Genomic DNA, 24,302 nt, shown 5'->3' with positions numbered 1-24,302 from the left:
GAACATACCAATTACACCGTCGCCGACCCCGACAAGACCGCCGCCTGGATGTGCGATGTCTTTGGCTGGCATATCCGCTGGGCGGGCGACTCGATTCACAAGGGGCGCAGCGTGCATGTGGGCGATGACCGCAGCTATCTGGCGCTTTACACACCGGGCACACCCAAGGCCGCGACCGACAACACGTACACCACGGTGGGCGGTCTGAACCACCTGGCAGTTGTCACCGACGACATCGGGGCCATGGAACACAAGGTGCTTGCCGCGGGCTTCACCCCCAACAACCACGCCGATTACGAACCCGGTCGGCGCTTTTACTTCCACGATGCGGATGGCATCGAATATGAGGTGGTATCCTATGACTAGGCCCCACCACTGACCAGCGGTGCCTGTCGCATCATGGGCATGGCACCGCCAAGCCTCTTGCATTTCATCCCTGCTATCTGTCAGGTACAGGTCAACCTGAATGAACGGGCCCCGGGTCAAATCCCTGCGGCGCGACTGGACTGTTTGGAAGAGTGCCATGGACAAAATTCCGATGACGCGGGCGGGCTACAGCGCGCTGGAAGCCGAGCTGAAGACCCTCAAATCCGTGGAACGCCCTGCGATCATCAAGGCGATTGCCGAGGCGCGCGAACATGGCGACCTCAGCGAAAACGCCGAATACCATTCCGCGCGCGAAAAGCAGTCCTTCATCGAAGGCCGCATAAAGGAGCTCGAAGGGGTTCTGGGTCTGGCCGAGGTCATCGACCCCTCCAAACTCTCCGGCAGCATCAAGTTCGGAGCAAAGGTCACGCTGGTGGACGAAGACACGGATGAGGAAAAGACATGGCAGATCGTCGGCGAACACGAAGCCAATGTCGAAAAGGGTCTGCTGAACATCAAATCCCCCATTGCGCGCGCCCTCATTGGCAAGGATGAAGGCGACAGCGTCGAAGTGCGCACCCCAGGGGGCGAGAAATCCTATGAGGTCATCAAGATCGTCTATTCCTGAGACCTTTACAGCCAGAGGCACCCATGTCCGGGCAAGACACTAAGAACAAGCCGACGCGTTTGGGTCTGTATGAACGCCCCGAGCGCCAGAGCGTCACAAGTATCGAGGTGGTCGCCATCGCGCTCAGCGCGATCTGGGTCATTGCCGCCGTGATCTTTTTCGTGATGATGCCCGATGGTGCCCAGGCGGGCTTTGACGGTGCCGGCTTCCTGGTCACGATGCTGGCAATCTTCATGCCCGTGGCGATGATCTGGGTGGCCGCCACCGCCGCACGCGCCAGCCGCATCATGCGCGAGGAAAGCCAGCGCCTGCAATCGTCCATCGACGCGATCCGCCAGGCATATCTGCAACAACAGCAGCGCGGCGCAGTCGGTGCCGAGCCGTCTTCGGTTACAAGAAAACTCGACGAGATCGCCGCGATCACCAAGAAGACCGAGACCGCGCTGGCCACGTTCTCGACCATCCGGCGCGACACGCGCGCCCCCTCCGTGACGCCACCCGCCCCCGCAGGCCCGGTCGAGGATCAGGGCCGCCTTGAACTTGGCACGCCCGCAGAAGAGCTGTCACCGCCGCTCGAGACGTCGGATTTCATCCGCGCCATGAACTTTCCCGAAACCGCCGAAGACGAGGACGGTTTCGCCGCCCTGCGCCGCGCGCTGAAGGATCGCAACACCGCCCAGATGATCCAGGCCGCACAGGACGTGCTGACCCTGCTCAGCCAGGACGGCATCTACATGGACGACCTGCGCCCCGATCTGGCCCGCCCGGAAATCTGGCGGCAATTCTCAAGCGGCATCCGCGGCCGCGCCGTGGCCCCCCTGGGCGGAATCCGGGATCGCTCTTCGCTGGCGCTGACCGCAGGGCGCATGAAACAGGATCCGATCTTTCGCGACGCCGCCCATCACTTTCTGCGCAAATTCGACCGCATGCTGAGCGAGTTCGAACCCCGCGCAACCGACAGCGACATCCAGGCTCTGAGCGAAACCCGCACCGCCCGCGCCTTCATGCTTCTGGGCCGCGTGGCGGGAACCTTCGACTGACGGCCACCACTCGCGCAGGCAACCATTGCGCCCGCGGCGCAGAGTGTATGCACAGGGTGTGTACCGGGTGTGTACGGGTTGTGTCAGCAGTTTTTCCGAGGATTTACCCCCGTTTCAGATCGTCATGATCATCCGCCACCGCGCAAAGCATATCGCGCATCAGGTCCGGATCAGCCGCATGCACCCGGCTCCATGTGGCGATGAACGGGGTCTCTGAGGGGTTGTCCAGAAACACCTGCCCGGCGCGCATGATGTTCTCGGCAAACAGCTCGATCGCCTGTTCCTCGCGGTGGCGATCCAGCGTCAGCCCGTTCATCGCGGCGTCGTTGTAATAGCTCTCCAGAAGATCCAGCGCGGTGCGGTAATAGGTGGCTTTCAGCGTGCGGAAGATATGCGTGGTGAACACCGTTCCATCCGCCGCCAGCTTGCGGAAAACCGCCTTGCAGATATCCGTCGACATGCGGTTCAGCCCGGTGCCGGCATCCTCGCTGCTGAGGTCCTGATGCTTGTGGTCATAGGTATCCGCGATCTCGACCTGACAGACGGATTTCGGCGCAAGATTGCGCCAGGCCTCGGACAGGACCCCGATCTCCAGACCCCAGTCGGACGGGATGCGCAGATCGGGTAACATACCGGTCCGCATGGCAAATTCGCCCGACAGCGGATAGCGGAACGACCGCAGGTAATCGATGTAGTCGCGATCCCCGATCACCTTCTTGAGCGCGATCAGCAAGGGCGACACCAACAGCCGCGTGACCCGTCCGTTCATGCTGCCTCCGCCGACACGCGGATAATATCCCTTGGCCAGCTGATAGGGGAAATTCGGATTGGCCACGGGATAGACCAGCCGCGTCAGCATCTCGCGATTATAGGTGGTGATATCGCAGTCATGGATCGCCACCACCGCACTGTCCTGACAGGCCATCAGATAGCCCAGACAGGTCCAGACATTCTTGCCCTTGCCCGGCTCGGACGGATACAGACCCATCGCCTCCAGCCGCGATCCGATCGCCTTCTGGCGCGGGCTGTCATTCCAGATCACCACATGCTCCTGCGGCAGCTTCGAGAAATACGCGACCGCATGCGCGAACTGGTCCTGATCCGCCCGGTCCAGCCCGATGATGATCCGATGCAGATAAGGCACCTGCGCCAGTTCCTCGACGATATGGCCCAAAGCCGGTGCCTCAAGCTCCGAGTAAAGAGACGGCAGGATCAGGCTGATCTTGCGCGACTGCGCAAAGGCCGTCACCGCCTGCTCCATCGAGCGCCCGGCCCCGCCGCGCAGATTGTGCAGCGTTGCGATGTTTCCGTTCTGATGAAAATCAGCCACGTTGGTCTCCCTCCTCCTCAGCCACGCCCAATTGCGTTAACAGCGCGCCCAGCGTCTTGTTCCAGCCATCTGGCCCGGGCTGTTGGGCCCGCAGGATCCTTGTTGGCCCGCTGCCCTCGGGTATCTCCGGTTCCGCCGCCCCCTTTGCAGCGGGCAGGATGATCGCGTAATCGGCGGCCAGCAACATCTCGGCGTCATTGGGCGCATCGCCCAGTGCGATCACGGTGTCGCACTGCATCTGCGCAAGGATATGGCTCATCTGATCGGCCTTTGTCTTGCCAAAGCTCAGCGTCACGAACCGCCCGCCCCTGCGCGCAGACAGGCCCACAGCATCGAGTGCCGCCAGAAACATCTGCAAGCCATCCTCAGTCCCGTTCCAGATCCCGGGCTCTGAAAACTGACGTTTGGCGGCCCGCTCGGCGGCCTCTTCGGTCAAGCCGGTCACGTCGCATATCCGCGCCAGCGTCATGTCGCCAAACCCCTCGAACGCGCCGCGCAGATCAGCGCCCAGCCGATCCAGCGCCAGGCGCAAGCGATGATATTCCTCGTCCCCGCTCAGCCCCAATCCACCGGCCTCGATCAGACCCGCGCCGTTCTCGCAAATCATCGGACAGTGCTGAAACCCAAGTTCAGCGCGCAGCGGAACCATCTCGGCCGCCGTCTTGGAACTGGCCAGAACCAGAGGAATCCCGGCCCCTCGCAACCGCTCCAGCGTGGGCAGCGCCGGTGCATGGGCATAGCTGTGATGATCCAGCAGCGTCCCATCCAGATCAGAAAAAACGATCAGACCCCTGGCGGGGTTTCTTATGCCGGTGTTTGCGCCCACACAGCCTGTGTGACCGATTTTGCCCAGATTCTGAACAGCTCGGCGGGAATTTTGGCGATTTACGCACAGAGACCCGTCTGATTTCGCCCAAAAATTGGGCGCAACCTGTGATATCCCTGAGCAGACAGCTGATCCACCAGTCCGCACCGCCGATGATCGGGCGCGGATAAACATGACAGCCGCCCCCCTTGCTGGGCCGAAAAATCTTGATCCGACCCGGCGGAGTTTGCACATTGACGCGCAACAGTGTCAGATCGGAGGTCCCCGAGCATGCCCAGAACCGTTGTGCATCAGGTCAAGAAAGGCGAAAATCTTGAAAAGATCGCCAAGCGTTACGGTGTCAAATCCTTCAAGATCATCTACGAGGATCCCGTCAACGCCAAGTTCCGCAAGACCCGACCCGATCCCAACGCGATCCAGCCGGGCGACAAGATCATCATTCCCGACTATGCGCTGACACCGGACAAGCGCAAGGACGTCAACAGTCTGATCGCGACCGTTGAAGAGCGCATCAAGCATCTCGAAGCCGCGCGCAAGGACCAGATCAAGACCACATCGCAATTGGCCTCCGAGATCCGCAGCGGCAAGGCGTCCTTCAAGAAGACAGCCCAGGCCGCCGATGCCGCCGCCATGCTGGCGACACTGTTCATGTCCATCGGGAAGATCGTCGCCAAGGGTGCCAAGATGAGCACGATGAAAGCTACCGAGGTCGCCAAGGCCAACAAGGACATCCTCAAGGAAGTCACGGGCATGAGGCTGACCGCGCTGGAACCGGCCCTGCAGGCGGGGGCCTCGAAGATGAGCAAAAGCAGCACCAACGCCATCGCCGTGCTGGGCATCACGGGGGATTCCTTTTTCAAGATGACCAGCCCGTCCTTCTGGGGAAAGACCTTCATCAAGGCGCGCAACGAAGGGCTGTTCAAGAAGGTCATGGCCGGACAGTTCGGCGAAGGCTGGGACGCCTGGTCGAAAGCCGTCACCTGGGATCCCCTCAAGGAGTTCGACGTGATGATCCGTCAGATGGAGGCGCAATCGGCCAAGATCGTGAAATCCATGGATCTGATGATCGCCGAGAACAAGGCCCTGCGCGATCAACTCAGGAAGGTGGCGGCAAAGTGACGGGCCGGTGACGCCGGCCCTGCCTATGGCCTGCGCTCCGCCATCCTCTGCGCCATATCCAGCATCCGGGCGGAAAAACCCCATTCATTGTCATACCAGCCAAACAGGCGGAGTTGGCTCTTGCCGATGCGCTTGGTTTCCGGAAGCGCCAGGATCACCGACTCGGGCCGCGCCCGCATGTCCGAGGACACGTTCGGCCAGTCCGTCCACCCGATCACCGGCGCGAGTTCGGCAAGCGCCTTGAGTGGCCCTCTCAGATCACCCGCCGGCAAATCGCGCGCCTGCACCACCAGATCGATCGACGACACGCTGGCCGTGGGAACCCGCACCGCGGCACCGCTGATGCGCCCGGCCAGATGCGGAAGAACCTCGTCCATCAGCGATGTCGCACTGGTCGTTGTCGGCACCATCGACAGCGCCCCGGCCCGACTGCGCGCCAGATCATCACGCGGCGCATCGATCATCGGCTGGCTGCCGGTATAGCAATGGATCGTCGTCATATGCGCGCTCTCAATGCCCCAGGCCTGATCCAGTGCGCTGAGAACCGGTGCCAGCGCATTGGTGGTGCATGACGCATTCGATACGATCCGCGCCTGCCCAAGCGCCGCGTCGTTGGCCCCCATCACAACCGTGACATCCACCGCCGGGGACGGCCCCGAAATCAGCACCCCCCCGGCACCACGATGCAATCCCCGTTCGGCCCAGTCCCGCGTCCGGGCTTTGCCGGTACACTCCATCAACAGATCGACGCCGGACAGATCCACATCCAGATCACCGGACCGCGTGAAAGCAATGCGCTGCCCGTTCAGGATCAACGCATCGCCCTCGGTTTCGATCTGTCCGGGAAAGCCGCCAAACACGCTGTCAAACCGCAAGAGATACGCGATCGTCTCCAGCGGCGCGATATCGTTCAGATGCACCACCCGAAAGGGGCTGTCTTTGCCCTGCAGGGCAATCTGGCGCAGGATGGTACGGCCAATCCGACCCATGCCAGTGATGGCAATGCTGATCTGTCCGGGCATGTCAGTCGCTCCAATGGAAACGGGCAGACCGCTATGTCGGTCTGCCCGTCAAGGCTTATGCACGCGCGGCCCCAATGGACAGCGCCAGATGCAAGAGGTCTAGAAGTCCACCTTTGAGGCGACACCCTTGGCTTTGGCCAGGTCCACAGCGGCGCTGGCCACGGCCAGATCCTGCAGACCAACCCCGGTCCCGTCAAACAGCGTGATCTGATCGTCGCTGCTGCGACCGGGGTGATCGCCATTGATGACGGCCCCGATCTCGATGATCTGATCTTCGCGCAGGGATCCCTCGGCAATCGCATGCTGCGCTTCGCCAATGGTGATCGACTGTGCGATCTCATCGGTAAAGACGATGGCGCGGGTCAAGAGCGAGGCCTCGACCTCCTGCTTGCCCTTGGTATCGGTGCCCATGCAGGCGATATGCGTGCCGGGTTTGACATGATCATCCAGCAAAGAGGGCGCAAAGGACGAGGTGATCGAGATGATCACATCCGATTGCGCGCCCAGCTCGGCCAGCGTCACAGCCTCGAAAGGCAGACCCAGTTCGGCAGCGGTGGCCTCAAGACGCGAAAGCATCTCGGGGTGGTAATTCCAGCCGACAACCTTTTCGAAATCACGTTGCGCCACGGCCGCGCGCATCTGAAACGCCGACTGATGGCCCGCACCGATCATGCCCAGCACCTTGGCGTCTTTGCGCGCCAGATACTTGATCGACACCGCCGAGGCCGCCGCTGTGCGCAGTGCCGTCAACAGATTGCCCCCCACCAATGCCTTGACCTTGCCGGTATCGGCATCGAACAGGATCACGGTGGACTGGTGATTGGTCAGACCCTTTGCGTCATTGCCGGGCCAGTAGCCGCCCGACTTCAGCCCAAGGGCAAGGCTTTCGCGATCAAACCCCGACTTGAAGCCATAAAGCGCATCCGCGTGGCCAATGGCCTCGCGGATGACGGGAAAGTTATAGGCGGACCGGCGAGACATGGCCGCAAAGGTCGCCTCGACCGCGTCAAAGGCGATCTCGGGGGTGATAAGCCCCGCGATCTCGCTCTCGGGAACGATCGTGACGGCACTGTCGGTCATGCTTGTATCCAGTCCCATGTTCAGTATGCCCGCCCGCGTGCAGACACCGGCCAGACGGTTTCAACCTTGCCGTCGCGCACACCGACATACCAGTCATGCACGTTGCAGGTCGGATCGCAGTGACCCGGCACCAGCTTCAGCTTGTCGTTCACCTTCAGCACTCCGGCCGGATCGGAAACCACACCATGCTCGTCCGAGCATTTGACATATTCCACATCCGTGCGGCCAAAGATCACCGGCAGTCCGCTATCCACGGATTGCGCCTTGAGACCGGCATCCACGATGGCCTTGTCAGCCTTGGCATGGCTCATGACCGAAGTCAGGATGAACAAGGCGTTCTCCCATTCGCCCTGGTCGATGCGTTTGCCGTTTTCATCCAGAATGCGACCGTAATCGGCATCCATGAAGGCATAGGATCCGCACTGCAGCTCGTTATACACGCCCGAATTGCTTTCGAAGTAATACGAACCTGTTCCGCCGCCACCGACGATGTCGCACTCGATACCCTCGGCCTTGAGCGTGTCCACGGCGTCCTTGACCTGCGCCACGGCGATGCCGATCTTGGCTTTGCGATCCTCATAGCTATCCATGTGCTGCATGGCACCCTGATAGGCCTGGATACCAGCAAACTTCAGACCCTCAGCCGCATCAATGGCCTTGGCGATTTCAACAACCGCAGGCGTGGTCGTCACACCGCAACGCCCGGCACCACAGTCGATTTCCACCAGGCACTCGATCTCGGTTCCGTGCTTTGTCGCAGCAGCCGACAGATCAGCCACATTGGCCAGATCATCGACACAGCAAATCGTGCGCGCGCCCAGTTTTGGCATGCGCGCCAGACGATCGATCTTGGCAGGATCACGCACCTGGTTGGACACCAGAACGTCCTTGATGCCGCCGCGCGCGAAGACTTCGGCCTCGGACACTTTCTGGCAGCACACACCGCAGGCACCACCCAGTTCGACCTGCAGCTTGGCGACATCGACGGATTTGTGCATCTTGCCGTGCACCCGGTGGCGCATACCATGCGCCTTGGCGTAATCGCCCATTTTCTTGATGTTGCGCTCAAGCGCATCCAGATCAAGGATCAGCGAAGGAGTCTGGATATCAGCCTCATCCATGCCGGGCAGCGCTGGAATGTCATAGCCCACTTCGTATTGATCAAGGTTCGTCAGATCTTTCATCGTCTTTTTCTCCCGGTATTGGGTGGGTGCAGAGGGTTAGGCCCCGCAAGAAAGCCTGTGTGGTCTGGACGGCGCTACTGCGCCATCCAAGGAAGTTTCATCATGTCGACATTGCCGCCCGTGATGATCACGCCGACGCGCTTGCCTGCAAAGCGCTCCTTGTTTTTCAAGATGGTGGCCAGCGGCACGGCGCAGGAGGCCTCCATCACGATTTTCATCCGCTGCCAGGTCAGTTTCATCGCGTCGATGATCTCTTGCTCGGAGGCCGTCAGGATGTCCGTCACATGGTTGGACACGAAGTGCCATGTGAGTTCCTTCAACGGCACTTTCAAGCCATCCGCGATGGTTTCCGGCGCATCATCCGCGATAATGTGACCCGCCTTGAAGCTGCGATAGGCGTCATCCGCCTGCTCGGGTTCCGAAGCGATGATCTGCACCTCGGGTGCCATATGCGACAGCGTCAGGCAGGTGCCCGAGATCATGCCACCGCCACCGATCGGCGCGACCATGATGTCGACCCCACCGGTCTGCTCCATGAACTCGCGTGAGCAGGTTCCCTGCCCGGCGATTACGCGCGGATCGTTATAGGGATGGACGAATTCCGCCCCGGTTTCGGCCTGCACCCTGGCAAACACCTCCTCGCGTGACGAGGTCGAAGGCTCGCATTCGGTGATGATCCCGCCATAGCCGCGCACGGCGGCTTTCTTGGCTTCGGGCGCAGTCCTTGGCATGACCACGTGGCACGGGATACCCCGACGCCCCGCGGCATAGGACAGCGACAGCGCGTGATTGCCCGAGGAATGGGTGGCCACACCGCGCGCGGCCATCTCGTCGGTCAGACCAAACACCGCGTTCGAGGCACCTCGCACCTTGAACGCACCGGCTTTCTGAAAGTTCTCGCATTTGAAGAACAGTTCGGCACCGGTCAGTTCGTTGAAATAGGACGAGGTCAGAACCGGCGTGCGATGGATATACGGAATGATCCGCTCATGCGCATCCAGCATATCCTGAAACGTCGGGATATAGGGGATCATGTCTTTCATTGTGCTGCAATCCGTTCGGCGATGGCACCATGGCGATAGACCTGCTGAGCCGCTGCAACGCCGGAACCCAACTGGATCGGCAAACCCAGATCTGCCATGACCATCTCGGCCGTGGCAATGCCCGACAGCGCCATGGCATCCGTCAGCATCCCCAGATGGCCGATGCGGAACACCTTGCCCGCGACATCGCCCAGACCAGTGCCGAAGGCCATGCCATATTCCCTGGCAGCCACGGACACGATATCCGAGGCATTGAACCCCTCGGGCGTGCAGATCGCGGTCACGGTGTTGGAGTAAAGGTCAGGGCTCACCGCACAGGGCTTCATGCCCCAGGCGAATGTCGCCGCACGAACACCTTCGGCGATACGCGCATGGCGGGCGAACACAGCGTCCAGACCTTCCCCCAGCAGCATTTCGGTGGCAAGCTTGAGACCGTTCATCAACCCGACCGAGGGCGTATAGGGATAGGCATTGGCCGCATAGCCGCTGCGCATGTCGTCAATCGACCAGAAGGTGCGCGGCAGCGTGTTCGACTTGGAGGCCGCAATCGCCTTTTGCGAGAACCCGACAATCGCCAGACCCGCAGGCAGCATGAAGCCTTTCTGCGACCCGGTCACAGCCAGGTCCACGCCCCAGTCGTCAAACCGGAAATCCATGGACCCGATCGAGCTGACCCCGTCCACCATCAACAGCGCGCCATGTCCGGCCGCATCCATCGCGCGGCGCAGCCCCGCCACGTCCGACACAACACCGGTTGCCGTTTCGTTATGCGTAGCCAGAACGGCCTTGATCTTGCCGTCTGTGTCCGCACGCAGGATCTCTTCAAACTGCGCCACTGGCAGACCTTCGCCCCAGGCAACATCCACGACCTGAACATCCAGCCCGAAGCGTGTGCACATATCAATCCACTTGTGGCTGAACATGCCGTTGCGCGCCGCCAGAATACCGTCACCGGGGTTCAGCGTATTGCTCAGCGCCGCTTCCCAGCCGCCGGTGCCCGACGCGGGAAAGATGAACGTCTCACCACGCGTCTGCTTGAGCACGGCGCGCACGCCTTCCAGCGCAGGATGCAGGATCGTCGCAAACAAGGGCGAGCGATGGTCGATCGTCGGCATATCGCAGGCTTTGCGGATTGCTTCGGGGATATTCGTGGGGCCGGGAATGAAGACCGGGTTCTGAAAGCTCATGATGCGTCTCTCCCTCGCATTGGATTTGATGTCTTATGCGGTGTTCTGACCCGGCACTCAATTTTTTTGAAAAAGTTTTTCACAAACCGCTACAAGGGGAAAATCACGTGTTTACAGTAGTTTGCTTTTTTCATAATGTGAAATAGTTTTTCAATGCAGGTGCAGCATGGCAGAGATCCCGGCAAATTCCCCAGAATCACGACGCGCGCGCGGCCGTCCGCGTGACTGGCACGACAAAACCGCCCAGAACACGATCAAGTCTCTGGACCGCGCTCTCGAGGTTCTGGAAACCCTCTCGGACATGGGCAGCGCCACCCTGTCGGAACTGGCCCAGACCGCCGGTGAATCTCCTGCGACCGTCTATCGCGTGCTGGTCACGATGGAAGGGCGCGGCATGGTCGAATTCAGCCCTGCCGAGCAGCTTTGGAACATCGGTCCGCGCGCCTTCCTGATCGGCTCGAAATTCCTGCGCCGCACCAACCTTGTCGAACGCGCCCGCCCGATCCTGCGCCGCCTGATGGAGGCCACCGGCGAAACCGCCAACCTCGGGATCGAGCGCGGCGGACAAGTGCTGTTTCTCAGCCAGATCGAAACCCACGCCTCGATCCGCGCCTTCTTCCCCCCCGGCACGCTCTCGCCCATGCACTCCTCCGGCATCGGCAAGGCGCTGATGGCGCAGCTGGACGCAGACCGCCTGAGCGAGATCATCATCGAACATGGCCAGCAGCGGTTTACGTCGTTCACCCTGACCGATCGCGCGGCCCTGGATGCAGATCTCAAGGCGACCCGCGCGCGCGGCTATTCGATTGACGCAGAAGAGCGCAACGAAGGCATGAAATGCGTCGCCGCTCCGGTCTTTGACGCCAACGGAGAACCCGTGGCCGGCATTTCGGTATCCGGCCCCGCCAGCCGCATTCCCGACGACAAGATCACCGGGTTCGGCAATGAGGTCGCCCGCGCCGCCGCCGAATTGTCACGTGCCATCGGGGCGGACCGCTAAGGCCGCGCCGCGACCGCTGCAGCCTGCTTTCGGCTTGCATCCACCGATGGATTGCGGCCCAATCGCAGCGCAAGCAATGAGGGCATCATGGCCAAAGCAAAAAACATCTTGTTCATCATGTTTGACCAACTGCGCTGGGATTACCTCAGCTGCTATGGCCACCCGCATCTGCACACGCCCCATATCGACCGTCTCGCCGCCCGCGGTGTGCGCTTCACACGCGCCTACATCCAGTCACCGATCTGTGGCTCGTCGCGCATGTCCACCTATACCGGGCGCTATGTGCACAGCCATGGCGCCTCCTGGAACAACATCCCGCTGAAAGTCGGTGAAATGACACTGGGCGACCACCTGCGCAAGGCCGGGATGGACTGCTGGCTCGTGGGCAAGACCCATATGAAGGCCGATGCCGAAGGCATGGCGCGGCTCGGTCTCGAACCCGACAGCATCATCGGCGCGCGGGTGGCGGAATGCGGCTTTGACATCTTCGAGCGCGATGACGGCATGCGGCCCGAAGGCCCGGATGGCTTCTATGATCCGAACGGCGCGAAACACTACAACGCCTATCTGCGCGACAAGGGCTATGACAGCGACAACCCCTGGCATGACTTTGCCAATTCCGCGCTGGATGACGACGGCAATGTCCTGTCGGGCTGGTTCCTGAAAAACTCCCCCAAACCCGCCAATATCGAGGAAGACGACAGCGAAACGCCCTATCTCACGCGGCGCGCCATGGCCTTCATCGAAACCGCAGGCGACACACCCTGGTGCCTGCACCTCAGCTATATCAAGCCGCATTGGCCCTATATCGTGCCCGAACCCTATTGCGACATGTATGGCCCCAACCAGGTGCTCCCCCCGGTGCGCGCGCAGGCGGAATTTGACAACGCCCATCCCGTTCTCAAGGCCTTCATGACCACCAAGGTCGGCGAAAGCTTCAGCCAGCCGCATGTGCGCAATGCCGTGATCCCGGCCTATATGGGGCTGATCAAGCAATGCGACGACCAGATGGGCGTGCTGTTTGACTGGCTCGAAAAGACCGGGCGCATGGATGACACGATGATCGTGCTGACCTCGGATCACGGAGATTTCCTGGGCGATCACTGGATGGGGGAAAAGACCTTCTTCCAGGACGCCTCGACCAAGGTGCCGCTGATCATCTACGACCCCTCGCCCGAGGCCGATGCCACGCGCGGCACAACCTGCGATGCGCTGGTGGAATCCATCGACCTTGCCCCGACCTTTGTCGCCACCGCAGGGGCCGAGCCTGCCGGCCATATCCTCGAAGGTGAATCCCTTCTGCCCATCCTGCACGGCGCACGCGACCAGACCCTGCGCGACTATGTGATCTGCGAATATGATTACTCCGCCTCGCCCGTGGCGGCCAAGATGAACCAGCCCGTCCGCGACGCGGTGATGTTCATGGTGGCCGACAAACACTGGAAACTGATCCATTGCGAGGGCGGCTATCGACCGATCCTGTTCGACCTTGCCAATGACCCTGACGAACTGGTCGATCTGGGCGACAGCAACGATCACCACGAGGTGATCGCGGATATGTATGACAAGCTCTTCGCATGGGCGCGCCGACCGTCACAGCGCACCACGCGCTCCCCGCGGCAACTCATGGACATGCGCAGCAAAAGCGGCCGCGTGGGCGTGATGCCCGGGATCTATGACGAGACCGAAACCCCGCTCGAACTGACCTCGAAATACCGCTCCCGCAAAGCCCCGCATTGGCGCGATCGCCATGGGAACCCGGTGCAGGTCACCCCCCTCGAAGACAGCGACCCAAAGGCATAACGCCCGCGAAACTCGGGATCATGCCCCTGCGTCTTTCTGGTCCCAAATACCCCCGGGGTTTGGGGCAGAGCCCCAACAGGCGGCCTCAACCCGACGCGGCGACCTCGGCGTGATGACACGCGACACGCGCGCCGCCCAAAGACCGCAATTCCGGGCGCTCCTGTCGACACAGATCGCTCGCCAGCGGGCAGCGCGGATGAAAGGCGCAACCCGAAGGCGGGTTGATCGGGTCGGGAATTTCGCCCTTGGGCGGTTCCACCTCGCGCCCGATATGATCCATGCGCGGAGCCGCGGCCAAAAGCATCTGGGTATAGGGATGCTTCGGTGCCTCGAACAGCGTCTCGGGATCCGCCTCTTCCACAAGCCGGCCCAGATAGAGAACGCCGATCGTGTCGGCCATATGGCGCACCACGGTCAGGTCGTGACTGATGAACAGATAGGTCAGCCCCAGATCGTCCTTGAGATCCGACATCAGGTTCAGAACCTGCGCCTGCACCGACACATCCAGTGCCGAGGTCGGTTCGTCACAGACGATGAGCTTGGGATTGGACGCCAAAGCCCGCGCCACCCCGATCCGCTGGCGCTGGCCACCTGAAAACTCATGGGGGAATTTCTGCGCGTCCTGTGCGGCCAGTCCCACCTGTTCCAGCAGCTTTGTGGCAAGATCCTTGGTGTCGCCGCCACGCGCCGCGACCGGCTCCACGATGATATCCCCCACCCGCCAGCGCGGGTTGAGCGAGGCATAGGGATCCTGAAAGATCATCTGTATATCCGAGCGGATCGCATCCACCGCTCTGGCATCGCTCTCGGCGGCCAGATTGACGCCGCGGATTTCCACCGAGCCTGACGAAGGGCGCAACAGCCCCACCAGCATCTTGCCGATGGTCGATTTGCCCGACCCGCTTTCCCCGACAAGGGCATAGACGGTATTTTCCGCAACATCGAATGACACATCCGAAACCGCCGTGAGGTGGCGCTTGGGCTCATTCTCGATCACCCGGTTCAGCCAGGGTTTGGAGACATCGAAGATGCGCGTGAGGTTGCGAACGCGAACAAGGCTCATGTCGGGTTCCCCGCGGGGAACCAGCAGGCCGCACGGCCCTCTGCGTCGGCCAATACGGGTCCGGGGTTCTGACGACATCTGTCGGCAGCCTTGGGACAGCGCGGATGAAAGGCGCAGCCATCGGGCAGACTGCCCAGACGTGGCATCGCGCCCGGGATCTGGCGCAGACGCGCGTTGCCCGCCGAGGCCATGGGCATGGAGCCGACCAGCCCGTCGGTATAGGGATGGCGCGGGGCAGTCAGCACCTCGCGGATCGGGCCAAGCTCGGCCAGCCGGCCCGCATACATCACCGCCACGCGATCGGCGGCTTCGGCAATCACGCCCATGTCATGGGTCACAAGGATCACCGAGGTGCCGCGCTCGCGGCAGAGCCGCTTGAGCAGCGCGATGATCTGGGCCTGTACCGACACATCCAGAGCGGTCGTCGGCTCGTCCGCGATGATCAGCGACGGCTCTGCACACAGCGCCAGTGCGATCACCACACGCTGGCGCATACCGCCCGAGAACTCATGCGGATAGGACCCAAGCCGTTCGCCGGCAGCCGGGATGCCGACCTCGTCAAGCGCCTGCAGAGCACGGCGGCGCGCCTGTGCCCTTGTGACGGGGAGGTGTTCCAGGATCGTCTCTTCAAGCTGATCGCCGATGCGCAGCAGCGGATTGAGCGAGGTCAGCGGATCCTGAAAGATCATGCCGATCTCCTTGCCGCGGATCTTGCGCATCTCTTCGCGGCGCAGCTGGTCGATGCGCTTTCCGTTCAGCCAGATCTCTCCGCCCGCGATATGGGCGGGGCGGTCCAGCAGGCCGATCACCGCGTTGCCGGTCATGGATTTGCCCGCGCCGGATTCGCCGACAACGCCCAGGATCTCGCCTGCGGCGATGTCATAGGACACATGATCCACCGGGCGCAGGATCGCCTGACGCGTGGGGATTTCGACCACGAGGTCGCGCACGGAAAGAACGGGCTGCGACAAGGACGCCTCCGGTATGGTCTGCGCGGAGCCGGTCAGAGAGGACTGCACCATCATCCCAGCTCCATCGTCGCGATTGCGCGGATTTGCGTGCCGCCTTGTGGCGGGGTACCGCGATACATGCGCGCGGTATTGAACGACACGCTCAAGCCCTGCCCCTCGCACCACGCCATCAGCGGCGCACAGTCATCGGGCACGTCGATCATCATGATCTGCCCCTCGGCCCGCGCGGCAGCGGCGCGGATCAGGATCTCTCCATCCTCCATCGAGCCTGCGACCAGAGGTCCGATCTTGAAACCCGCGCGGCAGGCGCGCAGCGTGACAAAGCCCGCAACACCGTCGCGATCCAGAACCAGCGTGTGGCGGGTGTCAATGTCCAGACACCATGCGGCCATGAATGCCGGTTTGGCATAGCCATTGGCCCGCGCCTCCAGATCCGTCAGCATGGCGATATCCCCGGGTCTCACCGCGCGCAGGGCAGGATCGGTCTGCCCGGCGATCGTGCCGGAAAACCGATAGGTCTGGCCCGTCAGCACGAAGCCGGACTTGCGATAGTTCTCCTGCTGGTCGGGCACGCCATCAAGGCCCACGACCCGCGCGCCCGCATGGGTCAGCGCATGTTGCCAGAGCGCATATGCGATGCCTTGTCCCCGGTAATCGGGCAGACAGAGATAGAGGCCCAGAAAGGCGCAGTCCGCACCGTGATTGACGACCGAAATCGCCGCGACCGGCTGACCGGCGACCTCGGCCAGAAAGAAGCCCTCGGGATCGGTGGCATGAAAGGGCGCGGCATCGTCATGCCCGGGGTTCCAGCCTTCGCTGGCCGCCCAGTCAAGCACGCCGGCAAGCTCATCCGCGCCCATGTTGCGCACGCGCAGGTTCATATCGCCCGTCCTGTCGATCGTCGCAGCCCTATCATCAGCGCAGCCTCGGGTTCAGAGCGTCGCGCAGCCAGTCGCCCAGAAGGTTGACCGACAGCGCCAGCGCAAGCAGCGTGGCGGCGGGGAACAGAAGGATCCACCATTCGCCCGAAAACAGAAAGCTCTGCCCGATGCGGATCAGCGTGCCCAGCGAGGGCTGCGTGGGCGGGGCGCCGACACCAAGGAAGGAGAGCGTGGCCTCGGCGATAATGGCCAGCGCCAGCGAGATCGTGGCGATCACCAGAACCGGGCTCAGGACATTGGGCAGGATATGGCGCAGCATGATCGCCGGACCCGTCCGTCCGATCATGCGGGCGGCCTGCACGTATTCCTTGTTCTTTTCAACCAGCGTGGCCCCGCGCACGACACGGGCGAACTGCACCCAGTCGCTCAGGCCTATGGCGATGATCAGCACCCAGATCGCCATCTGGTCGCGGTATTCAACCGGGGTGAACCCCTTGGCGACGCCAAAGATCAGCATCGCCACGAGGATCGAGGGAAAGGTGAGCTGGATATCGGCAATGCGCATGATCAGTGTTTCCAGCCAGCCTCCGACATAGGCCGCCACCAGCCCCAGGAACACGCCCAGTATCATCGCGAACATCACGGCCGCAAAGCCCACGAACAGCGAGATGCGCATGCCATAGAGGATCGTCGAAAACACGTCCCGGCCCTGATCATCCGTGCCCAGCAGGAAGGTATCGCCGGTGAAGGCATTCGGCGTGCCGGGGGCCGTGAAGCCGTTCATCAGGTTCAGGGTTGCCGGGTTGAACGGGTCATGCGGCGCGATCAGCGGAGCCAGCAGCGCCGCCAGCACCAGAACCGCCACCACCGAGAAGGATCCGATCGCCACCGGCGAGCGACGGAACATGTAGATGAAATCGGACTGAAGGAATTCCGAAATGCGCGAGCGGCGTGCGGGTATGTCTGTGGGCTCGGGTTTGCTTTGGGCAGCGTCGGTCATCACGTCCTCCCGTCCACGCGCAGGCGCGGGTCGATGGCGAAATAGAGCAGGTCGACAATCAGGTTGATGGCCACGAACATCACCGAGATCAACATCAGATAGGCCGCCATGACCGGGATATCGACGAACTGCACCGCGTTGATGAACAACAACCCCACGCCGGGCCACTGGAACACCGTTTCGGTGATGATCGCAAAGGCGATGATCGAGCCCAATTGCAGCCCCGTCACCGTGATCACCGGCACCAGCGTGTTCTTGATCGCATGGCGGAAGTTTACCGTGCGTTCCTTAAGCCCCCGCGCGCGGGCGAAACGAATGTAATCCTGGCGCAGCACTTCAAGCATTTCAGAGCGCACCAGCCGCATGATCAGCGTCATCTGATAGAGACCCAGCGTGATCGAGGGCAGCACCAGCGCCATCAGCCCGGATTTCGTCAGGAAGCCCGTCGACCACCAGCCAAGATCGACGACCTCCCCGCGTCCGAACGAGGGCAGCAGATCCAATTCAACCGAGAACACATAGATCAGCAATATGCCGATGAGAAAGGTGGGCAACGAAACCCCGATCAGGGACAGGGTCATGATGGCGTTGGCCGCCACCCCGTTTCGTCGGATCGCGGTGAATACGCCAAGGGCGATCCCGCCGAAGATGGCGAACATGCCCGAGACCGCCGCCAGTTCCAGCGTGGCGGGCGCGCGTTCGGCAATGATTTCCGCCACGGGGCGGCCCTGCCGATAGGAGACGCCGAAATTGCCCTGCACCGCTCCGCTGAGAAATTTCAGATATTGCACCGGAAAGGGCTGATCCAGCCCCAGATCGCTGCGCAGCCGTTCGATATCGGCCTGCGTGCGCTCCTGCCCCAGCATGTTGTCGACAGGATCGCCGACAAATCGGAACATCGAAAACGCCACCAGCCCGACGATCAGCAACACGATTGCCGACTGAAACACGCGTCTGATGATAAATGCCAGCATGCCCACCCTCCGGTTAGGCAGTCTTCATGTCAGCCCGAGCCGTGGTGGTCAACAATGACGCGGGTGCTGGAAGCTCTCAAACATGCGCTGCGGCGCGTATTTCCTCGATGGGGATGCGAAAGACGCTGGCGGCAGCGCTCAACACTGCGGCGCGCGCCGGAGCCATCAGCGCATCTGGCGATCCTTGAGCTGTTCAAGCGTGTATTTGCCCGCCACCGGCCCGGCCAGACCGGGTACATAGCGCGGATCCCAGGGCAGGCATTTCGGGCCGCAGATAAGCTCGATCACGCCGGTGCGCCCGTTGACATACCAGAACCGACCGCCCGGCGTTGAGACATAGCCATTGGTGCCAGCATACATGTCGGCCAGCACATCCAGAACCGAGGGGACTTCGTTGTCATAGTTCTTCAGAAAGGCCCCGTGGGTGTGGAATGTGGCCACCACTGTCGTACCCGGCGGAGAATTGGGATAGCGGCAGCGCGCGCGATTGCCACGCACGGCTTCACTGACCACCAGCCGCCCGGCCGCATCGCGGCCGATGACACCGCAATATTCGCGATTGCCCTTGACCGAGCGCTCTTGCAACGCGCGCAGCGTTTGCTTGGCCAGATCCTGCTCGGCGCGGGACTGGGCATGGGCTGGCAGGGCAAGGCCCATCGTCAGAAAGATCAACAGGGCAAGACGGATCATGGAATGACGCTACGCCGCGGCGCGCAGAGCGGCAAGGCCTCACGTAGAGCCCTCACGAAAATTTGGAGACCCGGCAGGCGCGGCCCCGTGCGGGGTGTCGGCAGGGTCGGCGCGGGGCGCGCAAAAAAGGGCCGCCCCGGTGTTCCGGGGCGGCCCTGATAGCTGCATTGCGATCGCGCGGATCAGTTCATTTCAAAATACTTGAACTGGGCCGTGTCGTCGGGTGCAACGATGGTGCCGACTTTGGAGGCCATGCCCCAGTTCAGAACCTGGTGGTGGATCGGGATATAGAGTTGCTCGTCCTGAACCACTTTCCAGATGTCGTTGATCATCTGGTTGCGCTTGGGCAGATCGGTTTCCGATGCCAGGGCCACGATCTGGGCATCCAGCTCGGGGTTGGAATAGCGCAGGCCGTTCCAGCTGCCGTATTTGTCGGTTCTGGTGTGCACAAGGAAGTTGAACACATATTCCGAGTCATAGGTCGGAACACCCCAGCCCAGCATGTAGAAATCGGTTTCCAGCGTGCTGATCAGCGGGAAGTGCTGCGCCTTGGGCTTGGCATCGAGGTTCACCGTCACGCCGATCTGCGCCAGCATGCCGACAGCCGCCTGACAGATCGCTTCATCGTTGATGTAGCGGTCATTGGGGCAATCAAGCTGGATCGAGAAGCCGTTGCCGTAACCTGCTTCCTCCATCAGGGCCTTGGCGGCTTCGATGTCGGTTTTGGACGAGCTGTCCATTTCTGCGTTCCAGCCGTTCACGAAGGGCGGTGCAATCATGCCCGCAGGAACGGACTGGCCGCGCATCACGACTTGCTGGATGGCGTCGCGGTTGATGGCCATCGACATGGCCCGGCGCACGCGCACATCGGCAAGCGGGTTGGACCCGTCGACATTGTCATTCTTCAGATCGGCGTCGCCAATGTTCATGCCGAAGAAGATCACCCGGTTTTGCGGTGCTGTACGCACGTCAAGCCCGTCAGTCGCAGCGACGCGCTGGAGATCCTGCACGGGAACGTCCTGGATGAAATCCACCTCGCCCGACAGCAGCGCGGCGACACGGGTCGCTGCGTTCTGGATGGGGGTGTATTCGATCCGGGTCACGTTGAGGGGGAATTCGTCCTTGCCCCAGTAGTTCTCGTTGATCTCAAGCACGGTGCGCACGTCAGGCTCGCGGCTGACCAGCTTGTAAGCGCCGGTGCCATTGGCGTTCTTGGCCGCGAATGTGTCTTCGCCGCCTTCGTAATCCTGCACCTTGGTTGCGTTGTTCGCCTCGGCCCAGCCCTTGTCCATGATGAACAGGTTGGTGAGGTTGCTTGGCATGATCGGGTTGGGACCGTTGGTGACGATCTCGATCGTGTAGGCGTCGGGCGCGCGCACCTCGGCGACCGAGGCCAGAAGTTCCTTGTAATCGGAATCAGGTGTCATCGCGCGGTTGAGCGAGAAGACGACGTCTTCGCTGTCAAAGGTCGCGCCGTCATGGAACGTGACACCCTCGCGCAGTTTGAAGGTCCAGACATTGGGATCGGATTCCGAAGGGCCCCATTCGGTGGCCAGCGCCGGAACGATCTTGCCGGTCATGTCGCGCATCACAAGCGGTTCCATGATCTGATGCGCCAGAGCCGAAGTCGGACCTTCGTTCTGGGCATGCGGATCGAGGGTCAGCGCGTCACCCGCGCGGGCCCATTTGAGCGTTTCAGCCTGAACGGCCGGCGCAACCAGCGCGATGGCAGTGGCCGCGGTAAAGAGTGTTCTGAGCATTTGTATACTTCCCCGTTACGTTTCTTGTGAGACGCAGCCTACTGCGTCGGACACTGGTAAGAAAGCCGATGCAGCGGGGATTCTGCAACTGGCTCGCCAGAAAACTGACGTTCGGTCAGCATGAATCAAGAAAATAACGTCTTTTGGACGACGCGGCACGCAATCAGAGCGCTTGTTTGATCACATTGAAAAGGGCTGCTTGCGAGCGGGTGCCGTCGATCGAGAAGCGCGGACCGACAGGAACCGCGCCCATGTCCAGCCGTCTGAGCCAGCGCGACCAGACCGCGGGCACGATGCCGATCACATGGGTGGCGCCTTCGGCGCGCGCGGCGCTGGCAAAGTTGCTCATCAGCGCGGTTTGCACCGCAAGGCGTCTTTCAGCCGCGACCTCATCGACAATGAACAGGCGCGTGGCTTCCCAGATGCGTTTTTCGACCGGAGCTTCGAAGAACAGAACGTCCCTGGGGATGTCGGGCAACAATCCAAGCTGGGCGTCGCGCAACATGTAGCTGTGAAGGCCCACTTTGGAGGTGGTGGGGGTCAGGCGGACTCCGGCAAGCACCTCACCGAATTCATGGATCACGACCCAGCGCGCGTGGGGCGTGTCATATTGGTCGAATTCCATGCCTTCTTCGACAGGCAGGCTCCAGTGCAGACGATCCACGAACACGGATTTGCGCGCACGCATGAAATTGGCCCAGAGATCACCGAAAAGTTGCATGTTGGCAAAGGACAGAACATGGGCGCGCGGAGCCAGAGCCGATCGGCGTTCAGCCTGATCGGGAACGACGCGCAAGCGCGGATGCACTGCACGTGGTTCAGCCTGAATTGTGGCTGACGGCTCCGTCGGCTCCAAATCCGGAAAGACTGAAGACGCAGGAATGGCCGCCCCTGCCATCCGCGAGATCTGCATTTACTACCTCAATGGTGAGTATATGAAGCAACCTTAAGCCGAACTATCTCCTGCCGGTCCACCTTGTGTTTGCATTGTGGGCAACACGGAATTAACCATTGCGAGAGATGTTGCGCCAGGGTCACACTGGGCATAAAAATCTGATGCTTATGCGCGTCAATCGCGCAAGATTTGAGCTTACGCCGTCTGGGTCAACGTAAAGAAGAGCCTGGGAAAACACAGATTCTCCAACCGCTTGAACCCATCACTTCAACCTGGCACAGAGGTTTCTGCGCGCTTTCTTACTCGGCGGCTGCAAGGTTTTCCTGGTTCGCGCCGTAGATATCGAACTCGATGAAGAAGGTCGTTCCCTGTCCAAGACGGCTGACATAGTCGATTTCACCATTGTGCCGTTCGACGATCTGTTTGGTGATGTTCATCCCCAGACCTGTGCCTCCGGTGCGGCGCTGATCCGAGTTGTCCACCTGCGTGAATTTTCCAAACACTTTTTCCCGGGCATTTTCGGGAATGCCGATGCCGTTATCCTTGACGCAGATACGGACGCGATGGCCCACGATCTCGCAAAACACGCGCACGGATGCGCCCCGGTCGGAAAACTTGAGACCGTTGGAAATGACGTTTGCCATGACCTGCATGAGCCGGGCCTCATCGCCTTCGATAAAGACATCCGGTGAGGGAAGATGGGCGATCAGATCGATCCCCAGCCCGTCGGCATATCCAAGGTTTGCATCGGTGGCTTCGCGGATCAGTTGGCCGACGCTGAGCGGCTCGAAGCGATACATCATCTCGCCTGCTTCGATCTTTTGCAGATCAAGCAGATCGTTGATCAGGTCGGCCAGACGTTTGGAATTCTTGCCTGCGATTTCGATCATGGGTCGCATGCGTTCGGGCACCTCGCCCAGCGCGCCCGAGTTCAGCAGATCCAGCGAGCCTTTGATTGAGGTCAGAGGCGTGCGCAATTCGTGGCTGACGGTCGAGATGAATTTCGACTTAACCTCATAGGCCGCCTTGGTGCGCTCATGTTCTTCCTGAAGCTCTTCCAGTTGGGCCAGGCCCTGCCGATAGAGTTTGAGAAAGGCAAAGGAGCAATCCACGATGAAATAGACAACGAAAAGCACAGTGAAGAAGTGCAGCCATGCCTGGGAATCCAGCGGCGGGTTATAGCGCCAGATATCCACAAGGACGATGGCAAAGAAGGTTACGAAGTATATGGCCAGACGCAGCATCAGCGCAGGCATCAACTGGTGATTGTTCATCGCCGCGAATACGCCGGCGGCAAAGAGGAAGAACAGCGGCGTGAAATGTCCGCCTTGGTTCTGTTGCAATGCGATCGAGAACACGAAAGCACAGATGGCCACGGCGCTGAGCACCGTGTTGACAATGATCCAGCCCAGAAACTCGCGCGCGCGGCGCGGGTCATGATCATCCCACGCGTTGACACGACGGGCCAGGGACAAATCGAAGATTTCGGTCAGAAGAACCACTGCATAGCACAGGATCGGAGCGAGCGGATCGAAGTAGAAAGCCGACAGGACCGTGGCCGCGAGGAAAATTGCCTGGCGTTGCCAGATCAGTTTCGTGGTGATCCCGACATAATCCTTAAGCTGACGCTCGATGCGGTCAAGCTTGAACCATGCGCTTTGATCGGTGGTGTCTGTGCGTGCAACGTTCATGCTGCATCGCCTCCCTTTGTGTCCTGCTCAGGGACAGCATCGCAGGTCAGTTTGATGACAAATTGTCTGCAGTTTGGTCATAATGAGGCAGATCTCATGATGATTGTTTCCTGAACGGAGACTTTGGCGCGTCCTTCGTCATCACCTCTTTGAGCATCAGCGAGTAAATGCGCCGCTCGACATTCTGATGCGCGACGTCCCGCGACGGGTTGGACAACACGCGGCTTGACATGACCGGAAGGTCTGCAAGCCTTTCTGCCTTGACCTCAACGCTTTCCACAGCCGCTGTCAGCGCATCCAGCGCCCCCGCTTTCGAGCTGGACTTGAGGATCTTGGTCGCTCCGACGCAAACCTTGATGGAGCGGCGAGCAATGGAATCGGGTTTGCTGGCGTAGATCTGCCTGTTGAGGATCGCCTCGAACGTATCGGGCAAGACATCGTATCGCCCGATCCGGATGCACAGGAAGATACCATGGCCCCGGTACGAGATCATGTGGCCTTCCTGGCGCGTCAGCACCGAGATTGACGAGGCCACGGTCTGGATAACCGCTTCGAAATCTTCGGGCAAAAGCTCGGCATGGAGCGTTTTGGCTTCGACGATCTTGATTGCGACGACGGATGATTGCGAGGTCAGGCTTTGCGAGACCTGCATGACGTAGTTCTCGTATTCGTCCGGTCCGAGAAAGCGCGTGACGTTGCGCACAATCAGCGTATCGGACAGTGCATGGCTGGCAGAGGATCGTTTGGCA

General features: G+C 61.1%; 23 protein-coding genes. 6 read left to right on the top strand and 17 right to left on the bottom strand.

All coding sequences use genetic code 11. The features are described 5' to 3' along the window. The 3 genes from WAO69_RS15190 to WAO69_RS15180 form a co-directional block, all read left to right on the top strand. A partial coding sequence (locus WAO69_RS15190) for a VOC family protein (protein ID WP_422180629.1) occupies window positions 1-366 on the top strand: 366 nt, incomplete at its 5' end. A gap of 157 nt (window positions 367-523) precedes the next feature. Beyond that, complete coding sequence (gene greA, locus WAO69_RS15185) at window positions 524-994, top strand: transcription elongation factor GreA (protein WP_422180627.1); 471 nt, start codon at window positions 524-526, stop codon at window positions 992-994. 23 nt (window positions 995-1,017) lie between these two features. Next, window positions 1,018-2,034, top strand: a complete 1,017-nt coding sequence (locus WAO69_RS15180; protein WP_422180625.1) for a hypothetical protein — start codon at window positions 1,018-1,020, stop codon at window positions 2,032-2,034. A 103-nt stretch (window positions 2,035-2,137) separates the two neighbouring features. On the opposite strand, the gene WAO69_RS15175 is transcribed toward WAO69_RS15180, so the two are convergent. Together WAO69_RS15175 and WAO69_RS15170 are read right to left on the bottom strand one after the other, a co-directional pair. Further along, window positions 2,138-3,364 carry a glycosyl transferase gene (locus WAO69_RS15175; RefSeq protein WP_422180622.1) on the bottom strand — a complete coding sequence of 409 codons (1,227 nt, stop codon included), beginning with the start codon at window positions 3,362-3,364 and terminating at the stop codon, window positions 2,138-2,140. Further along, window positions 3,357-4,190, bottom strand: coding sequence for an HAD-IIB family hydrolase (locus tag WAO69_RS15170; protein WP_422180620.1), 834 nt, complete (start codon window positions 4,188-4,190; stop codon window positions 3,357-3,359). Before WAO69_RS15170 ends, WAO69_RS15175 begins: the two co-directional genes overlap by 8 nt. A 270-nt stretch (window positions 4,191-4,460) precedes the next feature. Here WAO69_RS15170 and WAO69_RS15165 point away from each other — a divergent pair, with 270 nt between their 5' ends. After that, window positions 4,461-5,309: a LysM peptidoglycan-binding domain-containing protein gene (locus tag WAO69_RS15165; RefSeq protein WP_422180618.1), complete on the top strand. Its 849-nt coding sequence runs from the start codon at window positions 4,461-4,463 to the stop codon at window positions 5,307-5,309. A gap of 23 nt (window positions 5,310-5,332) precedes the next feature. Here the strand turns inward: WAO69_RS15165 and WAO69_RS15160 are convergent, their stop codons facing one another. The 5 genes from WAO69_RS15160 to bhcA all read right to left on the bottom strand — a co-directional run bounded on the left by WAO69_RS15160 (window position 5,333) and on the right by bhcA (window position 10,825). Beyond that, window positions 5,333-6,331 (bottom strand): type I glyceraldehyde-3-phosphate dehydrogenase, encoded by a 999-nt coding sequence (locus WAO69_RS15160; RefSeq protein WP_422180616.1) that lies wholly within the window; start codon window positions 6,329-6,331, stop codon window positions 5,333-5,335. A gap of 99 nt (window positions 6,332-6,430) precedes the next feature. Beyond that, complete coding sequence (gene bhcD, locus WAO69_RS15155; protein ID WP_422180614.1) at window positions 6,431-7,429, bottom strand: iminosuccinate reductase BhcD; 999 nt, start codon at window positions 7,427-7,429, stop codon at window positions 6,431-6,433. A gap of 2 nt (window positions 7,430-7,431) precedes the next feature. After that, the gene (gene bhcC, locus WAO69_RS15150; protein WP_422180612.1) at window positions 7,432-8,595 is read right to left on the bottom strand and encodes a 3-hydroxy-D-aspartate aldolase BhcC; all 1,164 of its coding nucleotides are present in this window, start codon (window positions 8,593-8,595) and stop codon (window positions 7,432-7,434) included. 74 nt (window positions 8,596-8,669) lie between these two features. Beyond that, the gene (gene bhcB, locus WAO69_RS15145; RefSeq protein WP_422180610.1) at window positions 8,670-9,638 is read right to left on the bottom strand and encodes a beta-hydroxyaspartate dehydratase BhcB; all 969 of its coding nucleotides are present in this window, start codon (window positions 9,636-9,638) and stop codon (window positions 8,670-8,672) included. Beyond that, complete coding sequence (bhcA, locus tag WAO69_RS15140; protein ID WP_422180608.1) at window positions 9,635-10,825, bottom strand: L-aspartate--glyoxylate aminotransferase BhcA; 1,191 nt, start codon at window positions 10,823-10,825, stop codon at window positions 9,635-9,637. The genes bhcB and bhcA overlap by 4 nt, the downstream gene beginning before the upstream one ends. 166 nt (window positions 10,826-10,991) lie before the next feature. Here bhcA and bhcR point away from each other — a divergent pair, with 166 nt between their 5' ends. Beyond that, window positions 10,992-11,825 carry an HTH-type transcriptional regulator BhcR gene (bhcR, locus tag WAO69_RS15135; RefSeq protein ID WP_422180606.1) on the top strand — a complete coding sequence of 278 codons (834 nt, stop codon included), beginning with the start codon at window positions 10,992-10,994 and terminating at the stop codon, window positions 11,823-11,825. An 87-nt stretch (window positions 11,826-11,912) separates the two neighbouring features. Then, on the top strand, window positions 11,913-13,628 hold the full coding sequence (locus tag WAO69_RS15130) for a sulfatase-like hydrolase/transferase (protein WP_422180604.1): 1,716 nt from the start codon (window positions 11,913-11,915) through the stop codon (window positions 13,626-13,628). Window positions 13,629-13,713: 85 nt separating this feature from the next. Here WAO69_RS15130 and WAO69_RS15125 read toward each other — a convergent pair whose 3' ends face one another. From WAO69_RS15125 to WAO69_RS15080, 10 genes are all read right to left on the bottom strand, one after another. Next, the gene (locus WAO69_RS15125) at window positions 13,714-14,691 is read right to left on the bottom strand and encodes an ABC transporter ATP-binding protein (protein WP_422180602.1); all 978 of its coding nucleotides are present in this window, start codon (window positions 14,689-14,691) and stop codon (window positions 13,714-13,716) included. Beyond that, entirely contained in the window at window positions 14,688-15,662 is a 975-nt protein-coding gene (locus tag WAO69_RS15120; RefSeq protein ID WP_422180600.1) for an ABC transporter ATP-binding protein, read from the bottom strand. The genes WAO69_RS15125 and WAO69_RS15120 overlap by 4 nt, the downstream gene beginning before the upstream one ends. Before the next feature lie 50 nt (window positions 15,663-15,712). Then, window positions 15,713-16,543: a GNAT family N-acetyltransferase gene (locus WAO69_RS15115; protein WP_422180598.1), complete on the bottom strand. Its 831-nt coding sequence runs from the start codon at window positions 16,541-16,543 to the stop codon at window positions 15,713-15,715. A gap of 34 nt (window positions 16,544-16,577) precedes the next feature. Then, a complete protein-coding gene (locus tag WAO69_RS15110; RefSeq protein WP_422180631.1) occupies window positions 16,578-17,450 on the bottom strand; it encodes an ABC transporter permease in 873 nt (290 codons plus the stop codon). Window positions 17,451-17,542: 92 nt separating this feature from the next. Beyond that, complete coding sequence (locus tag WAO69_RS15105; protein WP_422180596.1) at window positions 17,543-18,517, bottom strand: ABC transporter permease; 975 nt, start codon at window positions 18,515-18,517, stop codon at window positions 17,543-17,545. A gap of 165 nt (window positions 18,518-18,682) precedes the next feature. Next, a complete protein-coding gene (locus WAO69_RS15100) occupies window positions 18,683-19,207 on the bottom strand; it encodes a DUF4329 domain-containing protein (RefSeq protein ID WP_422180594.1) in 525 nt (174 codons plus the stop codon). A gap of 182 nt (window positions 19,208-19,389) precedes the next feature. After that, the gene (locus tag WAO69_RS15095; RefSeq protein WP_422180592.1) at window positions 19,390-20,967 is read right to left on the bottom strand and encodes an ABC transporter substrate-binding protein; all 1,578 of its coding nucleotides are present in this window, start codon (window positions 20,965-20,967) and stop codon (window positions 19,390-19,392) included. A 163-nt stretch (window positions 20,968-21,130) separates the two neighbouring features. Continuing rightward, complete coding sequence (locus tag WAO69_RS15090; RefSeq protein ID WP_422180589.1) at window positions 21,131-21,880, bottom strand: acyl-homoserine-lactone synthase; 750 nt, start codon at window positions 21,878-21,880, stop codon at window positions 21,131-21,133. A gap of 281 nt (window positions 21,881-22,161) precedes the next feature. Continuing rightward, window positions 22,162-23,553, bottom strand: a complete 1,392-nt coding sequence (locus WAO69_RS15085) for a sensor histidine kinase (RefSeq protein ID WP_422180587.1) — start codon at window positions 23,551-23,553, stop codon at window positions 22,162-22,164. 94 nt (window positions 23,554-23,647) lie between these two features. After that, the coding region (locus tag WAO69_RS15080; protein ID WP_422180585.1) for a hypothetical protein at window positions 23,648-24,302 on the bottom strand (655 nt) is incomplete at its 5' end.

Source organism: Aestuariivita sp. (assembly GCF_049276915.1).
Classification (GTDB): domain Bacteria; phylum Pseudomonadota; class Alphaproteobacteria; order Rhodobacterales; family Rhodobacteraceae; genus Aestuariivita.
The sequence above is the reverse complement of the archived record's forward strand: the minus strand, read 5'-3'. Positions and strand labels throughout refer to the sequence as shown.

What these genes read in the sequence shown, in the direction of transcription:
- greA (WP_422180627.1), top strand. Translation starts at nt 524, where the DNA reads ATGGACAAAATTCCGATGACGCGGGCGGGCTACAGCGCGCTGGAAGCC.
- WAO69_RS15180 (WP_422180625.1), top strand. Translation starts at nt 1,018, where the DNA reads ATGTCCGGGCAAGACACTAAGAACAAGCCGACGCGTTTGGGTCTGTAT.
- WAO69_RS15165 (WP_422180618.1), top strand. Translation starts at nt 4,461, where the DNA reads ATGCCCAGAACCGTTGTGCATCAGGTCAAGAAAGGCGAAAATCTTGAA.
- WAO69_RS15160 (WP_422180616.1), bottom strand. Translation starts at nt 6,331, where the DNA reads ATGCCCGGACAGATCAGCATTGCCATCACTGGCATGGGTCGGATTGGC.
- bhcD (WP_422180614.1), bottom strand. Translation starts at nt 7,429, where the DNA reads ATGGGACTGGATACAAGCATGACCGACAGTGCCGTCACGATCGTTCCC.
- bhcC (WP_422180612.1), bottom strand. Translation starts at nt 8,595, where the DNA reads ATGAAAGATCTGACGAACCTTGATCAATACGAAGTGGGCTATGACATT.
- bhcB (WP_422180610.1), bottom strand. Translation starts at nt 9,638, where the DNA reads ATGAAAGACATGATCCCCTATATCCCGACGTTTCAGGATATGCTGGAT.
- bhcA (WP_422180608.1), bottom strand. Translation starts at nt 10,825, where the DNA reads ATGAGCTTTCAGAACCCGGTCTTCATTCCCGGCCCCACGAATATCCCC.
- bhcR (WP_422180606.1), top strand. Translation starts at nt 10,992, where the DNA reads ATGGCAGAGATCCCGGCAAATTCCCCAGAATCACGACGCGCGCGCGGC.
- WAO69_RS15130 (WP_422180604.1), top strand. Translation starts at nt 11,913, where the DNA reads ATGGCCAAAGCAAAAAACATCTTGTTCATCATGTTTGACCAACTGCGC.
- WAO69_RS15125 (WP_422180602.1), bottom strand. Translation starts at nt 14,691, where the DNA reads ATGAGCCTTGTTCGCGTTCGCAACCTCACGCGCATCTTCGATGTCTCC.
- WAO69_RS15115 (WP_422180598.1), bottom strand. Translation starts at nt 16,543, where the DNA reads ATGAACCTGCGCGTGCGCAACATGGGCGCGGATGAGCTTGCCGGCGTG.
- WAO69_RS15110 (WP_422180631.1), bottom strand. Translation starts at nt 17,450, where the DNA reads ATGTTCCGTCGCTCGCCGGTGGCGATCGGATCCTTCTCGGTGGTGGCG.
- WAO69_RS15105 (WP_422180596.1), bottom strand. Translation starts at nt 18,517, where the DNA reads ATGCTGGCATTTATCATCAGACGCGTGTTTCAGTCGGCAATCGTGTTG.
- WAO69_RS15100 (WP_422180594.1), bottom strand. Translation starts at nt 19,207, where the DNA reads ATGATCCGTCTTGCCCTGTTGATCTTTCTGACGATGGGCCTTGCCCTG.
- WAO69_RS15095 (WP_422180592.1), bottom strand. Translation starts at nt 20,967, where the DNA reads ATGCTCAGAACACTCTTTACCGCGGCCACTGCCATCGCGCTGGTTGCG.
- WAO69_RS15090 (WP_422180589.1), bottom strand. Translation starts at nt 21,880, where the DNA reads ATGCAGATCTCGCGGATGGCAGGGGCGGCCATTCCTGCGTCTTCAGTC.
- WAO69_RS15085 (WP_422180587.1), bottom strand. Translation starts at nt 23,553, where the DNA reads ATGAACGTTGCACGCACAGACACCACCGATCAAAGCGCATGGTTCAAG.